Genomic DNA, 16,380 nt, shown 5'->3' with positions numbered 1-16,380 from the left:
GCCCCGACCGGCCGTCGGCGCCCCGCGCGGCCGGCCCGGGTCTGCCGCCCGTCGTCGACCGCGTTCCGACCCGGGACAAGGTGGTCTTCCTGACGTACGACGACGGCGCCGAGAAGGACCCGAGGTTCGTCGACATGGTGCGTGAGCTGCGGCTGCCGGTGAGCATGTTCCTGACGGACAGCGTCGTGGGGCCGGGGTACGGCCACTTCGCCCGACTGCGGGCCGTCGGCGCGACCGTGCAGAACCACACGCTCGACCACACCGCGCTGCGCGGCCTGCCGTACGCCGGACAGCGCGCCGAGATCTGCGGCCAGCAGCACAAGCTGAAGCAGCGCTTCGGCGTCAGACCGACCCTCTTCCGCCCGCCCTACGGCGTCCACGACACCACCACGCTCCGCGCCGCCGCCGACTGCGGCATCGCTGCCGTCGTCCTGTGGCGCGCGTCCATGCAGATCAACGACCTCCGCTACGCCGTCGGCGACCACCTCCACCCGGGCGACATCGTCCTCGCCCAGTTCCGGGGCCCGGACCAGTTGAAAGGCGCCACGCTCACCGAGATGACGACGCGGCTGCTGCGCCGGATCCAGGAGCAGGGCCTGACGGTCGGCCGCCTGGAGGACTACCTCTGAGGGCGCCCACCCCGGACGCGTACGAGGCCGACCGCACCCCGGACGAGCCCTCGCCGTCCACCGCGCGACGACCCGCCGCAACCCACTCGATTAGCAGTCCGCTTGACCGAGTGCTAATCGCGGTCATAGTCTCAGGTCTGGCACTCCCCACTGGAGAGTGCCAACTAGCGACGGGCAGATCCGGCACCCGCGACGACGGATCCACCTGGTCGCCACCTCAGACAGTTAACCCCGTGAGATCTCCGAAGGGGGAGGTCGGATCGTGACGACCACCAGCTCCAAGGTTGCCATCAAGCCGCTCGAGGACCGCATTGTGGTCCAGCCGCTCGACGCCGAGCAGACCACCGCCTCTGGCCTGGTCATCCCGGACACCGCCAAGGAGAAGCCCCAGGAGGGCGTCGTCCTGGCCGTGGGCCCGGGCCGCTTCGAGAACGGCGAGCGCCTGCCGCTCGACGTCAAGACCGGCGACATCGTGCTGTACAGCAAGTACGGCGGCACCGAAGTGAAGTACAACGGCGAGGAGTACCTCGTCCTCTCGGCTCGCGACGTCCTCGCGATCATCGAGAAGTAAGGGGCTCCGGGGGTCACCCCGGAAATCCTGCACCCGCTTCCACCGAAGCACATTGCTTTTGAGCTGCGCCCCGGGCCCCCGCGACCTTATGAAGCCGGGCGTTCGGGGCGCAGTTCGTTTCACCCACGTTTTCCGAGAGGGCTGAACCGCTCCCATGGCGAAGATCCTGAAGTTCGACGAGGACGCCCGTCGCGCCCTCGAGCGCGGCGTCAACAAGCTTGCCGACACGGTCAAGGTGACGATCGGCCCCAAGGGCCGCAACGTCGTCATCGACAAGAAGTTCGGCGCCCCCACCATCACCAACGACGGTGTGACCATCGCCCGTGAGGTCGAGGTCGACGACCCGTACGAGAACCTCGGCGTCCAGCTGGTGAAGGAGGTGGCGACCAAGACCAACGACGTAGCGGGTGACGGTACGACCACCGCCACCGTGCTGGCCCAGGCGCTCGTCCGCGAGGGCCTGCGCAACGTCGCCGCGGGTGCCTCCCCGGCCGCCCTGAAGAAGGGCATCGACGCCGCGGTCAAGGCCGTGTCCGAGGAGCTCCTCGCGACCGCCCGCCCCATCGACGAGAAGTCCGACATCGCCGCCGTCGCCGGTCTGTCCGCCCAGGACACGCAGGTCGGCGAGCTCATCGCCGAGGCGATGGACAAGGTCGGCAAGGACGGTGTCATCACCGTCGAGGAGTCCAACACCTTCGGTCTGGAGCTGGACTTCACCGAGGGCATGGCCTTCGACAAGGGCTACCTGTCGCCCTACTTCGTGACGGACCAGGAGCGTATGGAGGCCGTCCTCGACGACCCGTACATCCTCATCCACCAGGGCAAGATCGGCGCCATCGCCGACCTGCTGCCGCTGCTGGAGAAGGTCATCCAGTCCAACGCCTCGCGTCCGCTGCTGATCATCGCCGAGGACGTCGAGGGCGAGGCCCTGTCGACCCTGGTCGTGAACAAGATCCGCGGCACCTTCAACGCGGTCGCCGTCAAGGCCCCCGGCTTCGGCGACCGTCGCAAGGCGATGCTGCAGGACATGGCGACGCTGACCGGCGCCGAGGTCATCTCCGAGGAGGTCGGCCTCAAGCTCGACCAGGTCGGCCTGGACGTGCTCGGCTCCGCCCGCCGCGTCACCGTCACCAAGGACGACACCACGCTCGTCGACGGTGCCGGCGACTCCGGTGCCGTCCAGGGCCGCGTGGCCCAGATCAAGGCCGAGATCGAGAACACGGACTCGGACTGGGACCGCGAGAAGCTCCAGGAGCGCCTCGCGAAGCTGGCCGGCGGCGTGTGCGTCATCAAGGTCGGCGCCGCCACCGAGGTGGAGCTCAAGGAGAAGAAGCACCGTCTGGAGGACGCCATCTCCGCGACCCGCGCCGCGGTCGAGGAGGGCATCGTCTCCGGTGGTGGCTCCGCGCTCGTCCACGCCGTGAAGGTCCTGGAGGGCAACCTCGGCAAGACCGGCGACGAGGCCACGGGTGTCGCCGTCGTCCGCAAGGCCGCCGTCGAGCCGCTGCGCTGGATCGCGGAGAACGCCGGCCTGGAGGGCTACGTCATCACCTCCAAGGTCGCGGAGCTGGACAAGGGCCAGGGCTTCAACGCCGCGACCGGCGAGTACGGCGACCTGGTCAAGCAGGGCGTCATCGACCCGGTCAAGGTCACCCGCTCCGCCCTGGAGAACGCCGCCTCCATCGCCTCCCTCCTCCTCACGACCGAGACCCTGGTCGTCGAGAAGAAGGAAGAGGAGCCGGCCGACGCGGGCCACGGCGGCCACGGCCACTCCCACTGACGTACATACGTCGGTAGTCCACCGGTGAGGCCCGGCACCCCTGTACGAGGGGTGCCGGGCCTCACCGCGTCGCCGCCCGTCTCCGGCGGAAGCTCAGGGTGCGCCGCCTACTTCTCCAGATCGTCGAGGGCGCCCAACTGCCCCATCAGCCCGAGCCGGTCGTACTCCCACCACCCCTCGGTGATCTTCCCGTCGGTGGAGCACCGGTGAATGATCGTCCCCGTCATCCGGACCGCCCTTCCGCTGGCCGGAATCCCGAGGAAGTCCCCCTTGTGGGTCGCGTTCCAGGTCCACCGCGTGCACACCCGGTCACCCTGGGCGATCTGATCCTCCACGGTGAACTCGAAGTCGAACCCCCTGCGCCACTCCTCGACGGTCCGCCTGAACGCGTCCATTCCGATGGCGTCCGGCTCCTCGGAGGGAACGTGGTCGTGGTAGTCCTCCATGAGCAGATCGTCGAGCGGCGGCAGTTCGCCCTTCGCGGCGATGGTCGCGAGGAACCGCCGCGCCGTCCCCGCGTACAGCTGCTCGTCCCGCACCACGTCGAGATCCGTGAACGTGGGCATCTCGTCGCACAGCGCCACCATCTCCTGGAAGATCCGGTCCGTCTCCGGCAGCCCGGAATTGCGCATCGCCTCCTCGTACGACGGGAACTCCACGATCTCCACGAAGTGCGAGCCGTCCGACCGGTCCTTCCCGATCACGCTGTGCGTCGCCGTCCGCTTCCCCTTGGTCTGCTCGACCCATGTGTCCATCAGCTGGTTCATCTCGTCGAACCGGCTCGTCCTGCAGTCGATGAGCTGCACGAATGTCATGAGACCGCCTCCCGCCCCCCTGGCTCGGGTGGAACAGCTCCATTGTCTCCCGGCGCCAGCTCCCGCACCCGCCGACGCCGCCGCGACGACCGCTACTGCGGCCCGTACTTCCGCCCCGTCTTCGAGCTGATCCCACCCAGCAGCCCTCGCGGCACCACCTTCACCACACCCATCAGGGCCTTGTAGCGCGGGTCGGGGATGGAGACGGTCCTGCCCCGGGAGAGGTCGGCGAGGGCGGCGGTGACCAGCTTGTCGGCGTCGAGCCACATCCAGGACGGGATGCTGTCGGTGCCCATGCCGGCCCGGTCGTGGAACTCGGTACGGACGAAGCCGGGGCACAGGGCCATGAGCCGGACGCCGGTGCCGGCCAGGTCGCGCGCGGCACCCTGCGTGAACTGCACGACCCAGGCCTTCGACGCCCCGTACGTGCCCCGCGGCACGAACGCGGCGACCGACGCCACGTTCACCACGCCGCCGCGGCCGCGCTCGCGCATGGCCTCGGCGGCGGCCGAGGTGAGACGCAGGACCGCCTCGCAGTGGACCTTGAGCATCCTCAGCTCGTCGGCCATGGAGACGTCGAGATAGCGGCCCTTGTTGCCGAAGCCGGCGTTGTTGATCAGCAGGTCGACCGGGTTCTTGCGGTCGGCCAGCCGCCGCGCCACCGCCTCGATGCCGTCGTCCGTCGCGAGGTCCGCCGTCAGCACCTCCGCCTCGATGCCGTGCCGGTCGTGCAACTCGGTCGCCTGCTCCCGCAGCCGCTTGGTGTCACGCGCCACCAGCACCAGGCTGTGCCCGTCCGCCGCCAGCCGCCGCGCGAAGGCGGCACCGATCCCCGCGGTCGATCCCGTAATCAGAGCCGTTGTCATGGCGCAAGCGTAGTGACCGGAACTGTGCGGGTCCGTCCGCTCCACCGCACGTTCACCAGCGGCTTCGGCGGCGCCCCGGTGAACACCCGCACCGGCGTGGCACCTTCACGGGCACCCCGCCACGGACCGGCCCGTCACCCCTGCTTCGCCGCGTACTTCCGCGCGATCTCCAGCACCTCCGGATGCAGGGCGTCGCCCGCCGCCAACAGCCTTGGCAGCAAACCGTGTTCGTTCATCGTGGCGCGGAAGGCGAGGGCCACGGTGATGTCGTGGTCGGGGCGATGGACGATCTCGATGGGGTCGCCGGCCCGGATCTCGCCGGGCTGGATCACCCGGAGGTACGCGCCGGGCGCGCCCTCGCGCGTGAATCGCTTCACCCAGCCCCGTTCGCCCAGATGCCGCTGGAAGTTGAGGCAGGGGACGCGGCCGGACGTGATCTCCAGGATCACCTCGGAGCCGATCCGCCAGCGTTCGCCGATGAGGGCACCGGAGATGTCGAGACCCTCGGTGGTGAGGTTCTCGCCGAAGACTCCGCTGGGCAGGGTGCGGCCCAGTTCACGCTCCCAGCCGTCCAGGTCCTCGCGGGCGAACGCGTACACCGCCTGGTCGTCGCCGCCGTGGTGCCGGGTGTTGCACACCGCGTCCCCGGCCACCCCGCTGGCACCGACCCCCTTGGGCCCGGGCGCGGACACCCGCACCGGCCCGTCCACCGGCCGCTTGTCGATGCCCGTGACGCTCTTCGACTCCTCCGGGACGTCGACGGCCTTGGGACGACCCACATTCAGTGACAGAAGCTTCATACGGGCACGGTAGGCGGACGAGGGTCAAAGCGTCGACGCGATATTCGGCACCCTGTCCAAGCCCCGCTTATGCTCGACCCCGTGATCGAGGCCCGTCATCTCCGTGTCCTGCGCGCCGTCGCCGCCACCGGTTCCTTCTCGGCGGCCGGACGCGAACTCGGCTGCACCCAGCCCGCCGTCAGCCAGCAGATGAAGGCGCTCGAATCCTCCGTAGGCACTCCGCTGCTCGTCCGCAGCGGTCGCGAGACGCGGCTGACGCAGGCGGGCGAGGCTCTGGTGCGGCACGCGGCCGGCATCCTCGCCGGACTCACCGCGGCCGAGGAGGAAGTCGCGGCCATCGCCGGTCTGCGCGCCGGCCGGGTCCGTCTGGTCTCCTTCCCCAGCGGCAGCTCCACCCTCGTCCCGACCGCCCTGGCCGCCCTGCGCGCCGCCCACCCCGGCACCCGGGTCTCCCTGGAGGAGGCCGAACCGCCGCGCTCGGTCGACATGCTCCGCGAGGGCGACTGCGACATCGCGCTCGCCTTCCGCTACGAGGGCGCGGCGGGCGCGGAGGAATGGGACGACCTGGTCGTCCGCCCCCTGCTCACGGACCGGCTCGTCGGACTCGTGCCGCAGGGCCATCGGCTGGCCCGTTCGCGGTCCATCGGCATCGGGGAACTCGCCGGGGAGCCCTGGATCGCCGGCTGCCCGCGCTGCCGGGGACAGCTGGTGCGGGTCTGCGAGAGCGCGGGCTTCACGCCCCGCATCGACTTCGCGACCGACGACTATCCGGCGGTGGTCGGCCTGGTGGGCGCGGGCCTGGGCGTCGCCGTCCTGCCGGAGCTGGCCATCGAGTCCGTACGCGCCAAGGGGGTGCGGACGGTGACGGTCGAGCCCGTGGTGCGCCGGGAGATCGTGGCGCTCACCCTGCCGGACCTGGCGCAGGTGCCCACGGTCGCGGCGACGCTGGACCGGCTGGCCGGAGCGGCCGCGCGGTAGCGCCGGACGGTCCCGAGGCAGTGCCGCACGCTCCGGCGCCGGGACCGTGAAGAAACGTTCCTTCAAGTGTTCGAACCGGCGTCGCCCCCCGGTGTGGACGCGGCCGCCGTCACCAGTCGGTGGCGTGCCCTGCCCATGAGTTCCTCGCGCTCGTCCTCGGTCAGCCCGCCCCAGACGCCGTACGGCTCGCGCACCGCCAGGGCGTGGGCCGCGCACTGCGCGCGCACCGGGCATCTCATGCAGACCTCCTTGGCCGAGTTCTCACGAGCGCTCCGTGCCGCACCGCGTTCTCCTTCGGGGTGGAAGAAGAGTGAGCTGTCGACCCCGCGGCACGCCGCGAGGAGCTGCCAGTCCCACAGATCAGCGTTCGGTCCGGGAAGGCGGGAGAAATCTGCCATTACGTGTCCCCTTGTTGCCGTTATGGGCGGAGATGTTGCCCATGACCGTACATCGACTATCTAAGGAGATGAAAATATGACTCATTGCGAATCTAGCCTCAGACACCAACAAATGGGAAGAAAAACGGCTGAATGGGGCATAGGTTGTGATGAAACATTGAGAGTCCGTTGTGCATGTCTGCACCGTGTGCGCGCCCTCACGTAGAGTGCCGAAGGTAGCCAGCCATCCCGTAACTCTTTCGAGTGACCGTCGTTGAGACGGGCGGAGGCGGTTGAGAGAACAAGCGCTCGGGCAGGCGTTCGGGTCCGCTCGTGAGTGTCGACCGCACAGGTGACGATTTCGTACCAGCCTGGAGGCTCAAGGTGACGCGCATCAGCTGCGGAGGACGGTCATGACATCCGTCCTCGTCTGCGACGACTCCCCGCTTGCCCGAGAGGCGCTGCGCCGCGCGGTGGCGACCGTGCCCGGCGTCGAGCGCGTGACCACGGCGGCCAACGGCGAGGAAGTCCTCCGCCGCTGGGGGGCCGACCGCTCGGATCTGATTCTGATGGACGTACGCATGCCCGGACTGGGCGGCGTCGAGACCGTAAGGCGGCTGCTGTCCGCCGACCCCGGGGCACGCATCATCATGCTCACCGTGGCCGAGGACCTGGACGGCGTGGCCCTCGCGGTCGCCGCCGGCGCGCGGGGCTATCTGCACAAGGACGCCTCCCGCGCGGAGTTGCGCGCCACGGTGACGCAGGCCCTCGCCGACCCGACCTGGCGGCTCGCCCCGCGTCGGCTGCGCTCCGCCGAGATGGGTGCCGCACCGACGCTCACCGCGCGCGAGATCCAGGTGCTGGAGGGCATGAGCCACGGTCGTTCCAACGCCGAGATCGGTCGCGAGCTGTTCCTCTCCGAGGACACCGTCAAGACCCACGCCCGGCGCCTGTTCAAGAAGCTCGGCGCATCGGACCGCGCGCACGCGGTGGCGCTCGGCTTCCGCTGGGGCCTGGTCCGCTAGGTGAGCCGCGACGGGGGTTCGGGAATCCCCGCCTGCCGCGAGGCGGGCGGGGGCGCTTACCGCGAGGTGAGCGGGGCCGCGCGGGTGCCCGCTGCTCGTTTCGCCGCGGATGCCGCATCCTTGAGGTGTGGAGTTCCTCGGGGAGCAGTCGAACGAGCGGGAGGGGAGGGCGCAGGAGATGAGTTCCGGCGCACCTGCTCATAACGCTTCGGTGCACAACCATGGACGTGGCGCCACGGACCGGACGGCCGCAAGGCACCATGGACCGATGCGCGACGACGAGACGACAGTGATCGGTGCGCTCGTGCATCGCGCGGTCGACGGGGACGAGCAGGCCACGCACGATCTGCTCGCCCATGTCCATCCCTTGGCGCTGCGCTACTGCCGCACCCGTCTGTCCCGGCTTCCGGGTGACGCGCGGCACTTCGTGGAGGACCTGGCGCAGGAAGTCTGTGTCGCCGTCCTCCTCGCGCTGCCGCGCTACAAGGACACCGGACGGCCGTTCGAGGCGTTCGTCTTCGCCATCGCCGGCCACAAGGTCGCCGACCTCCAGCGCGCCGCGATGCGCCACCCCGGGTCGACGGCCGTTCCTTCGGACGAGATGCCGGAGCGCCCCGACGACTCGCTGGGTCCCGAGGAACGCGCCCTGCTCAGCAGCGACGCCGAGTGGGCCAAGAAACTCCTGGCCAACCTCCCCGAGAACCAGCGGGAGCTGCTGCTGCTGCGGATCGCGGTGGGGCTCACGGCCGAGGAGACCGGACAGATGCTGGGGATGTCACCGGGCGCCGTCCGGGTGGCACAGCACCGGGCGCTGAGCCGGCTCCGGGCGCTGGCGGAGCAGTAGCACCGGCGTTCGCGACGGTTCGGAGGGCGCCCCGGATGAACACGCGGGGTGCCTTTTCCGTACGAACATACGAAGCCCGGTATCAGTTCGTACCGTGGAATGTGTGCCCCGCGCTTCCCGTTAGCATGGACATCCGCACCGATCAAGGCCATTTGGGGAAGGTGTCATGACTGCCAACGTCGACGGAGTGCCCGGTAAATTCGCGACTCTCGGGCTCACCTACGACGACGTGCTGCTGCTGCCGGGCGCATCCGAGGTGCTCCCCAACGCGGTCGACACCTCGTCCCGCATCTCTCGCAACGTCCGTGTGAACATCCCGCTGCTCTCCGCCGCGATGGACAAGGTCACCGAGTCCCGCATGGCGATCTCGATGGCCCGGCAGGGCGGTGTCGGCGTGCTGCACCGCAACCTCTCCGTCGAGGACCAGGTCAACCAGGTCGACCTCGTGAAGCGCTCCGAGTCCGGCATGGTCACGGACCCGATCACCGTGCACCCGGACGCCACGCTCGGCGAGGCGGACGCCCTGTGCGCCAAGTTCCGCATCAGCGGTGTTCCGGTGACCGACGGCAACAAGAAGCTGCTGGGCATCGTCACCAACCGCGACATGGCCTTCGAGACCGACCGCTCCCGTCAGGTGCGCGAGGTGATGACCCCGATGCCGCTGGTCACGGGTCAGGTCGGCATCTCCGGCGCGGACGCCATGGAGCTGCTGCGCCGCCACAAGATCGAGAAGCTGCCCCTGGTCGATGACGCGGGCATCCTCAAGGGCCTCATCACGGTCAAGGACTTCGTCAAGGCCGAGCAGTACCCGAACGCCGCCAAGGACTCCGAGGGCCGGCTGATCGTCGGCGCCGCCGTGGGCGCCAGCCCCGAGGCGCTGGAGCGTGCCCAGGCCCTGGCCGAGGCCGGTGTGGACTTCCTGGTCGTCGACACCTCGCACGGCCACAACAGCAACGCCCTGAGCTGGATGTCGAAGATCAAGTCGAGTGTCCACGTCGACGTGATCGGCGGCAACGTCGCCACACGCGACGGCGCCCAGGCGCTGATCGACGCCGGTGTCGACGGCATCAAGGTCGGCGTGGGCCCCGGCTCGATCTGTACGACCCGGGTGGTCGCCGGTATCGGCGTCCCGCAGGTCACCGCCATCTACGAGGCGTCTCTCGCCGCCCGCCCGGCGGGCGTCCCGCTCATCGGCGACGGTGGTCTGCAGTACTCCGGCGACATCGGCAAGGCGCTGGCCGCCGGTGCCGACACGGTGATGCTGGGCAGCCTCCTCGCGGGCTGCGAGGAGTCGCCCGGCGAGCTGCAGTTCATCAACGGCAAGCAGTTCAAGTCGTATCGCGGCATGGGCTCGCTCGGCGCGATGCAGTCCCGCGGCCAGGGCAGGTCGTACTCGAAGGACCGCTACTTCCAGGCCGAGGTGGCGGCCGACGACAAGCTCGTGCCCGAGGGCATCGAGGGCCAGGTGCCCTACCGCGGCCCGCTGGGCAACGTGCTGCACCAGCTCGTCGGCGGTCTGCGCCAGACCATGGGTTATGTGGGCGCCGCCACCATCGCGGAGATGGAGTCCAAGGGCCGCTTCGTCCGGATCACCTCGGCGGGTCTCAAGGAGAGCCACCCGCACGACATCCAGATGACCGTCGAGGCGCCGAACTACAGCCGTAAGTAGACAGCGGGCCTCGTCACGCTGCGGCCAGGGCGGCCCCGGTGCATCCGGGGCCGCCCTCGTCGTGCCCGTCGGCGATACTGGTAGACGCTGAACGCATCAGGGAAAGGCCACAGACGTGACTGAGATCGAGATCGGGCGCGGCAAGCGCGGCCGCCGGGCGTACGCCTTCGACGACATCGCCGTCGTCCCCAGCCGCCGTACGCGGGACCCGAAGGAGGTCTCGATCGCCTGGCAGATCGACGCCTACCGTTTCGAGCTGCCCTTTCTGGCCGCTCCCATGGACTCGGTGGTCTCCCCGGCCACCGCGATCCGCATCGGCGAGCTGGGCGGCCTCGGCGTCCTGAACCTCGAAGGACTGTGGACGCGGTACGAGGACCCGCAGCCGCTGCTCGACGAGATCACCGGCCTGCCCGACGAGGCCGCGACCCGCCGCCTCCAGGAGATCTACGCGGCTCCCATCAAGGAGGAGCTGATCGGCCAGCGCATCAAGGAGGTACGCGACTCCGGTGTGGTCACCGCCGCCGCGCTCTCCCCGCAGCGCACCGCCCAGTTCTCCAAGGCCGTCGTGGACGCGGGCGTCGACATCTTCGTCATCCGCGGCACGACCGTGTCGGCGGAGCACGTCTCCGGCTCGCACGAGCCACTGAACCTGAAGCAGTTCATCTACGAGCTGGACGTCCCGGTGATCGTGGGCGGCTGCGCCACCTACACGGCCGCCCTGCACCTGATGCGCACCGGCGCGGCCGGCGTCCTCGTCGGCTTCGGCGGCGGCGCGGCCCACACCACGCGCAACGTGCTGGGCATCCGGGTCCCGATGGCCACGGCGGTGGCCGACGTGGCCGCCGCCCGCCGCGACTACATGGACGAGTCCGGCGGCCGGTACGTGCACGTCATCGCCGACGGCGGTGTCGGCTGGTCCGGTGACATCCCCAAGGCGATCGCCTGCGGCGCCGACGCGGTGATGATGGGTTCCCCGCTGGCCCGTGCCACGGACGCGCCCGGCAAGGGCAACCACTGGGGCATGGAGGCGGTGAACGAGGAGCTGCCGCGCGGCAAGAAGGTCGACCTCGGGACCGTGGGCACGATCGAGGAGGTCCTCGCCGGGCCGTCGCACACGCCCGACGGCTCCATGAACCTCTTCGGTGCGCTGCGTCGGGCGATGGCCACGACCGGGTACAGCGAGCTGAAGGAGTTCCAGCGGGTCGAGGTCACGGTGGCGGACTCGCAGCACATGCGGTGAGGTGACGCCGCGCTCGGCTTGAGCGGAGAGAGGGGCTCGGTTGCCCGTGGGGGGTGGCCGGGCCCTTTTTGCGTGCCCAAGTGGGCTGGTGGGACCGGATCCGTCTGCGGATGGTGAAGTGCCGGAGGAGGTGGATCTTGCGGATCTACGGGAAGTGAGCGGCCGCCCCCATACCGTCTAGGGGCGGACACCCGATCACTTTTCAGGAGCCTGCCGCAGTACCCGCTGCGGTGGGCTCCACCTGTTTCCGTACGGTACCGGCGGGCATCCTCTGCCACCAGCCCCGGAGGTCAGGGCCGCATCGTGCGCCCCCTTCACAACCTGTGCGCCGCCCCCGTGGGCGTGGCCCCCCGCGTGTCCAGCAGCAGCTGGGCCTTCACCGACAGGCCCTGGAGGTCGTACGTGCGGTGCTGCTGGAGGAGGATCGTCAGGTCGGCGTCGGCGGTGGCCTCGTAGAGGGAGTCGGCGCGGGGGATGGGGCGGTCGAGGACGCTCCAGGTGGGGATGTGGGGGTCGTGGTAGCTGACGTGGGCGCCGAGTTCGATGAGGCGGCGGGCGATCTCGTCGGCAGGGGTGCCCTGTTGGTCGGGGACGTCGGGCTTGTAGGTGACGCCGAGGAGGAGGACGCGGGCGCCACGGGCCGACTTGCCGTGCTCGTTGAGGAGGGTGGCGGCGCGCTGGACGACGTACTGGGGCATGCGGTTGTTGACGCGCTGGGCCAGTTCGACCATGCGCAGTGAGCGGGGGGCGTGGCCCGACAGGTCCTGGGGGAGGGCGTGGCCGCCGACGCCGGGGCCTGGGCGGAAGGCCTGGAAGCCGAAGGGCTTCGTCTCGGCGCAGCGGATGACGTCCCACAGATCGACGCCCAGGTCGTTGCAGAGCGCGGCCATCTCGTTGACCAGGGCGATGTTGACGTGGCGGTAGTTGGTCTCCAGGAGGTGGACCGTCTCCGCCTCGCGCAGGCCACGCGCGCGTACCACCTTGTCGGTGAGGCGGCCGTAGAAGGCCGCCGCCGATTCGGTGCAGGCGGAGGTGAGGCCGCCGATCACCTTCGGGGTGTTGGCGGGGCCGAAGTCGCGGTTGCCCGGGTCGACGCGCGCGGGGGAGTAGGCGAGGTGGAAGTCGCGGCCCGCGCGCAGGCCGGAGCCCTCTTCGAGGAGAGGGCGCAGGAGTTCACCGGTCGTTCCCGGGGGTACCGGGGACTCCAGGATGACCGTGGTGTGCGGACGCAGGCGGGCGGCCAGGGTGCGCGCGGCCTCCTCGACCTGGGTGAGGTCGAGCGAGCCGTCGACGCCCAGTGAGGTCGGGGCGCAGATGACCGCGGTACGGACGCGGCCGAGTTCGGCGGGGCTGGTGGTGGGCTTGAAGCCGCGGGCGAGCATGCGGCGCAGTTCGCCGGAGGTGAGGGAGCCGGAGTCGGGGCCGGTGCGGTAACCGAGCGTGGGGATGCCGGCGGCGACGGCGGCCTGGGCCAGCGGCAGCCCCAATTGGCCGAGTCCGATGACGGCGAGATCTGCGGGCATGGCGTGTGGCCGTCCTTCCCAATAACCGAAGCGGGACAGGCGCGCAAGCCCTGTGGACTGGACGAGCGAGCGCAATGTCACACTAGGAGTAAATATGACCGATATGCGGGATTGGGAAGTTGTTTTTCTGTGCGCGTCCTGCGGAGTTGTCCACAGGCCGGGGGCTGGTGGTGGCCGAAGTCGGGCAACACGGTCAGAATTTTGGGCAGGGGGATGTGAACCGGGTCCTGCCTGACGGGCATCGACAGGTGAGGCCGGCGCGACCGACATCGGGAGGCAGCGGTGAGGACAGCGGCACTGGGACCGGCGCAACGCGCCGAGTCACTGGCGGATATGGCCGAGCGCGAGCTGGATGTGCTGGTCGTGGGTGGTGGCGTGGTCGGTGCGGGAACGGCCCTGGACGCCGTGACGCGCGGTCTGTCCACGGGCCTGGTCGAGGCACGTGACTGGGCGTCCGGCACCTCCAGCCGGTCCAGCAAACTGATCCACGGCGGTCTGCGCTATCTGGAGATGCTCGACTTCGCCCTCGTGCGAGAGGCGTTGAAGGAGCGCGGGCTGCTGCTGGAGCGGCTGGCTCCCCATCTGGTGAAGCCCGTGCCGTTCCTCTATCCCTTGCAGCACAAGGGCTGGGAGCGGTGGTACGCGGGCTCGGGCGTCGCGTTGTACGACGGGATGTCGATGGCGCGCGGGCACGGCCGGGGGCTGCCGGTCCATCGTCATCTGACCCGCCACCACGCCCTGCGCATCGCGCCCTGTCTGAAGAAGGACGCACTGGTCGGGGCTTTGCAGTACTACGACGCCCAGATGGACGACGCCCGCTATGTGGCGACGATGGTGCGCACGGCCGCGTCGTACGGGGCGAAGGTCGCCAACCGCGCGCGTGTGACCGGCTTCCTGCGCGAGGGCGAGCGGGTGGTCGGGGCCAGGGTGCAGGACGTCGAGGGCGGCGGGGAGTACGAGATCCGCGCCCGGCAGGTCGTGAACGCCACCGGGGTGTGGACCGACGACACCCAGGCGATGGTGGGTGAGCGGGGGCAGTTCCACGTCCGGGCCTCCAAGGGCATCCATCTGGTCGTACCCAAGGACCGGATCCACTCCACGACCGGGCTGATCCTGCGGACCGAGAAGTCCGTGCTGTTCGTGATCCCCTGGGGGCGGCACTGGATCGTGGGGACGACGGATACCGGCTGGGACCTCGACAAGGCGCATCCGGCGGCGTCCAGCGCGGACATCGACTATCTGCTGGAGCATGTGAACTCGGTCCTGGCGGTGCCCCTGACCAGGGATGACGTGCAGGGGGTCTATGCCGGGCTCCGGCCGCTGCTCGCGGGGGAGTCGGAGGCCACCAGCAAGCTCTCGCGGGAGCACATCGTGGCGCATCCGGTGCCGGGGCTGGTCGTGGTGGCCGGCGGCAAGTACACGACCTATCGGGTCATGGCCAAGGACGCGGTGGACGCCGCCGTGCACGGGCTGGATCAGCGGGTCGCGGAGTGCGTCACCGAGGATGTGCCGCTGCTGGGGGCGGAGGGGTACCGGGCGCTGTGGAACGCGCGGGCGCGGATCGCGGCGAGTACCGGCCTGCATGTGGTGCGGGTGGAGCATCTGCTGAACCGGTACGGGTCGGCGGTCGAGGAGGTGCTCGATCTGATCACGGCCGATCCGTCGATGGGCGAGCCGTTGCAGGCCGCGGACGACTATCTGCGGGCCGAGGTGGTGTACGCGGCTTCGCACGAGGGGGCGCGGCATCTCGATGACGTGCTGACGCGGCGGACGCGGATCTCGATCGAGACCTTCGACCGGGGGACGCGGAGCGCGCGGGAGGCGGCGGAGCTGATGGCTCCTGTGCTCGGGTGGGACAAGGACCAGATCGAGCGGGAGGTTCAGCACTACGAGAAGAGGGTGGAGGCGGAGCGGGAGTCGCAGCGGCAGCCGGACGACCTGACGGCTGACGCGGCTCGGTTGGGGGCGCCGGACATCGTGCCGTTGTAGGTGGGGTGGTTGGGGCCGACAGGGGTGGTGGGTGGGTGGTTTCGCCCCCGCCGCCCCTCCCCTTCCCGTCCCTGGGGGTTGCGCCCCCGGACCCCCGCTTGTCGCCCTTCGGGCCCGTCCTCAAGCGCCGGACGGGCCGGAACGGGCCCGGCGTGGCTGGTTGAGGGGGCCCTGGGCGTGGGGCGGTTGGCGGGTGGGTGACAATGGAGGCTCTGTCAGGGCGGGTTGCATGAGGGGACGCATGTCGGAGGCGGAGCGGGCTGGGGATTCCCGTCAGGACAAGGACGCACGTCTCCTCGCCGGGCGGTACCGGCTGGGAGGGGTGCTCGGTCGCGGCGGCATGGGCACGGTGTGGCGTGCCGAGGACGAGACGTTGGGCCGTACGGTCGCCGTCAAGGAGCTGAGGTTCCCGTCGAGCATCGACGCGGACGAGAAGCGGCGGCTGATCACGCGCACGTTGCGCGAGGCCAAGGCGATCGCGCGGATCCGTAACAACGCCGCGGTGACGGTGTTCGACGTCGTGCACGAGGACGACCGGCCGTGGATCGTGATGGAACTCGTCGAGGGCAAGTCGCTCGCCGAGGTCATCCGTGAGGACGGGGTGCTCGAACCCAGGCGGGCCGCCGAGGTGGGCCTCGCCATTCTCGACGTTCTGCGGGCCGCGCACCGTGAGGGCATCCTGCACCGGGACGTGAAGCCGTCGAACGTGCTCATCGACAAGCACGACGGCCGGGTCGTCCTCACCGACTTCGGTATCGCACAGGTCGAGGGCGACCCCTCCATCACCTCGACCGGCATGCTCGTGGGCGCGCCCTCGTACATCTCGCCGGAGCGGGCGCGTGGCCACAAGCCCGGGCCCGCTGCCGACCTGTGGTCGCTCGGCGGTCTGCTCTACGCGGCGGTCGAGGGGGTGCCGCCCTACGACAAGGGGTCGGCCATAGCGACGCTGACCGCGGTGATGACCGAGCCGGTGCCGGACCCGAAGCGCGCCGGGGCCCTCAAGGACGTCATCTTCGGGCTGCTGACCAAGGACCCCGAGCGGCGGCTCGACGACGTCGGTGCGCGGGCGATGCTCAACACCGTGATCCACGCGCCCGACCCCAAGGACGTCGAGCCGGTGGACGCGACGAGGGTCGTGCCCTTGCCGCCCGTGCCGGAGGAACGCCCGAAGAAGGGCGGTTCCGGCGGCGCCGGGACCAAGGAGAGCGGCGGCGAGCGGCCGCGTGCGCCTCGGTGGTCCATGCGGAAGGGCGCGGCCGGGGCGGGGGCCGGAA

At 70.1% G+C, this 16,380-nt stretch carries 15 protein-coding genes; 10 read left to right on the top strand and 5 right to left on the bottom strand.

The window, feature by feature from the left end; translation table 11 throughout:
• The 3 genes from AWZ10_RS10000 to groL form a co-directional block, all read left to right on the top strand.
• Positions 1-629, top strand: a 629-nt coding sequence (locus AWZ10_RS10000) for a polysaccharide deacetylase family protein (protein ID WP_060890894.1), incomplete at its 5' end; no start/stop codon positions are given.
• A gap of 262 nt (positions 630-891) precedes the next feature.
• Complete coding sequence (groES, locus tag AWZ10_RS09995; RefSeq protein ID WP_003998759.1) at positions 892-1,200, top strand: co-chaperone GroES; 309 nt, start codon at positions 892-894, stop codon at positions 1,198-1,200.
• Positions 1,201-1,354: 154 nt separating this feature from the next.
• Positions 1,355-2,980, top strand: coding sequence for a chaperonin GroEL (gene groL / locus AWZ10_RS09990; RefSeq protein WP_037694236.1), 1,626 nt, complete (start codon positions 1,355-1,357; stop codon positions 2,978-2,980).
• Positions 2,981-3,087: 107 nt separating this feature from the next.
• On the opposite strand, the gene AWZ10_RS09985 is transcribed toward groL, so the two are convergent.
• The 3 genes from AWZ10_RS09985 to AWZ10_RS09975 form a co-directional block, all read right to left on the bottom strand.
• Positions 3,088-3,795, bottom strand: coding sequence for an ester cyclase (locus AWZ10_RS09985; RefSeq protein ID WP_046704805.1), 708 nt, complete (start codon positions 3,793-3,795; stop codon positions 3,088-3,090).
• A 92-nt stretch (positions 3,796-3,887) separates the two neighbouring features.
• Positions 3,888-4,661, bottom strand: a complete 774-nt coding sequence (locus AWZ10_RS09980; RefSeq protein WP_037694240.1) for an SDR family NAD(P)-dependent oxidoreductase — start codon at positions 4,659-4,661, stop codon at positions 3,888-3,890.
• A 134-nt stretch (positions 4,662-4,795) separates the two neighbouring features.
• Positions 4,796-5,461: an MOSC domain-containing protein gene (locus AWZ10_RS09975; protein ID WP_205576378.1), complete on the bottom strand. Its 666-nt coding sequence runs from the start codon at positions 5,459-5,461 to the stop codon at positions 4,796-4,798.
• An 81-nt stretch (positions 5,462-5,542) separates the two neighbouring features.
• Between AWZ10_RS09975 and AWZ10_RS09970 the strand changes: the two genes are divergently transcribed.
• On the top strand, positions 5,543-6,439 hold the full coding sequence (locus AWZ10_RS09970) for a LysR family transcriptional regulator (protein WP_046704807.1): 897 nt from the start codon (positions 5,543-5,545) through the stop codon (positions 6,437-6,439).
• Between the two features lie 62 nt (positions 6,440-6,501).
• Here AWZ10_RS09970 and AWZ10_RS09965 read toward each other — a convergent pair whose 3' ends face one another.
• Positions 6,502-6,837 carry a WhiB family transcriptional regulator gene (locus AWZ10_RS09965; protein WP_046704804.1) on the bottom strand — a complete coding sequence of 112 codons (336 nt, stop codon included), beginning with the start codon at positions 6,835-6,837 and terminating at the stop codon, positions 6,502-6,504.
• Positions 6,838-7,229: 392 nt separating this feature from the next.
• On the opposite strand from AWZ10_RS09965, the gene AWZ10_RS09960 reads away from it, so the two are divergent.
• From AWZ10_RS09960 to AWZ10_RS09945, 4 genes are all read left to right on the top strand, one after another.
• The gene (locus AWZ10_RS09960) at positions 7,230-7,841 is read left to right on the top strand and encodes a response regulator transcription factor (protein ID WP_003948568.1); all 612 of its coding nucleotides are present in this window, start codon (positions 7,230-7,232) and stop codon (positions 7,839-7,841) included.
• Positions 7,842-8,109: 268 nt separating this feature from the next.
• Complete coding sequence (locus tag AWZ10_RS09955; RefSeq protein WP_005481141.1) at positions 8,110-8,685, top strand: sigma-70 family RNA polymerase sigma factor; 576 nt, start codon at positions 8,110-8,112, stop codon at positions 8,683-8,685.
• Positions 8,686-8,851: 166 nt separating this feature from the next.
• The gene (gene guaB, locus AWZ10_RS09950; protein ID WP_060890893.1) at positions 8,852-10,354 is read left to right on the top strand and encodes an IMP dehydrogenase; all 1,503 of its coding nucleotides are present in this window, start codon (positions 8,852-8,854) and stop codon (positions 10,352-10,354) included.
• A gap of 115 nt (positions 10,355-10,469) precedes the next feature.
• Complete coding sequence (locus AWZ10_RS09945; RefSeq protein WP_046704802.1) at positions 10,470-11,594, top strand: GuaB3 family IMP dehydrogenase-related protein; 1,125 nt, start codon at positions 10,470-10,472, stop codon at positions 11,592-11,594.
• 314 nt (positions 11,595-11,908) lie between these two features.
• On the opposite strand, the gene AWZ10_RS09940 is transcribed toward AWZ10_RS09945, so the two are convergent.
• Positions 11,909-13,117, bottom strand: coding sequence for a nucleotide sugar dehydrogenase (locus AWZ10_RS09940; protein WP_046704801.1), 1,209 nt, complete (start codon positions 13,115-13,117; stop codon positions 11,909-11,911).
• 282 nt (positions 13,118-13,399) lie between these two features.
• On the opposite strand from AWZ10_RS09940, the gene AWZ10_RS09935 reads away from it, so the two are divergent.
• Both AWZ10_RS09935 and AWZ10_RS09930 read left to right on the top strand, forming a co-directional pair.
• Positions 13,400-15,106 (top strand): glycerol-3-phosphate dehydrogenase/oxidase, encoded by a 1,707-nt coding sequence (locus AWZ10_RS09935; protein ID WP_078935329.1) that lies wholly within the window; start codon positions 13,400-13,402, stop codon positions 15,104-15,106.
• A 241-nt stretch (positions 15,107-15,347) separates the two neighbouring features.
• On the top strand, positions 15,348-16,380 hold a 1,033-nt coding region (locus tag AWZ10_RS09930; protein WP_159058242.1), incomplete at its 3' end, for a serine/threonine-protein kinase.

This window comes from Streptomyces europaeiscabiei, from assembly GCF_001550375.1.
Lineage (GTDB): Bacteria > Actinomycetota > Actinomycetes > Streptomycetales > Streptomycetaceae > Streptomyces > Streptomyces europaeiscabiei.
Note: the sequence above shows the minus strand (reverse complement) of the source record. Positions and strands in the feature narration are given on the sequence as shown.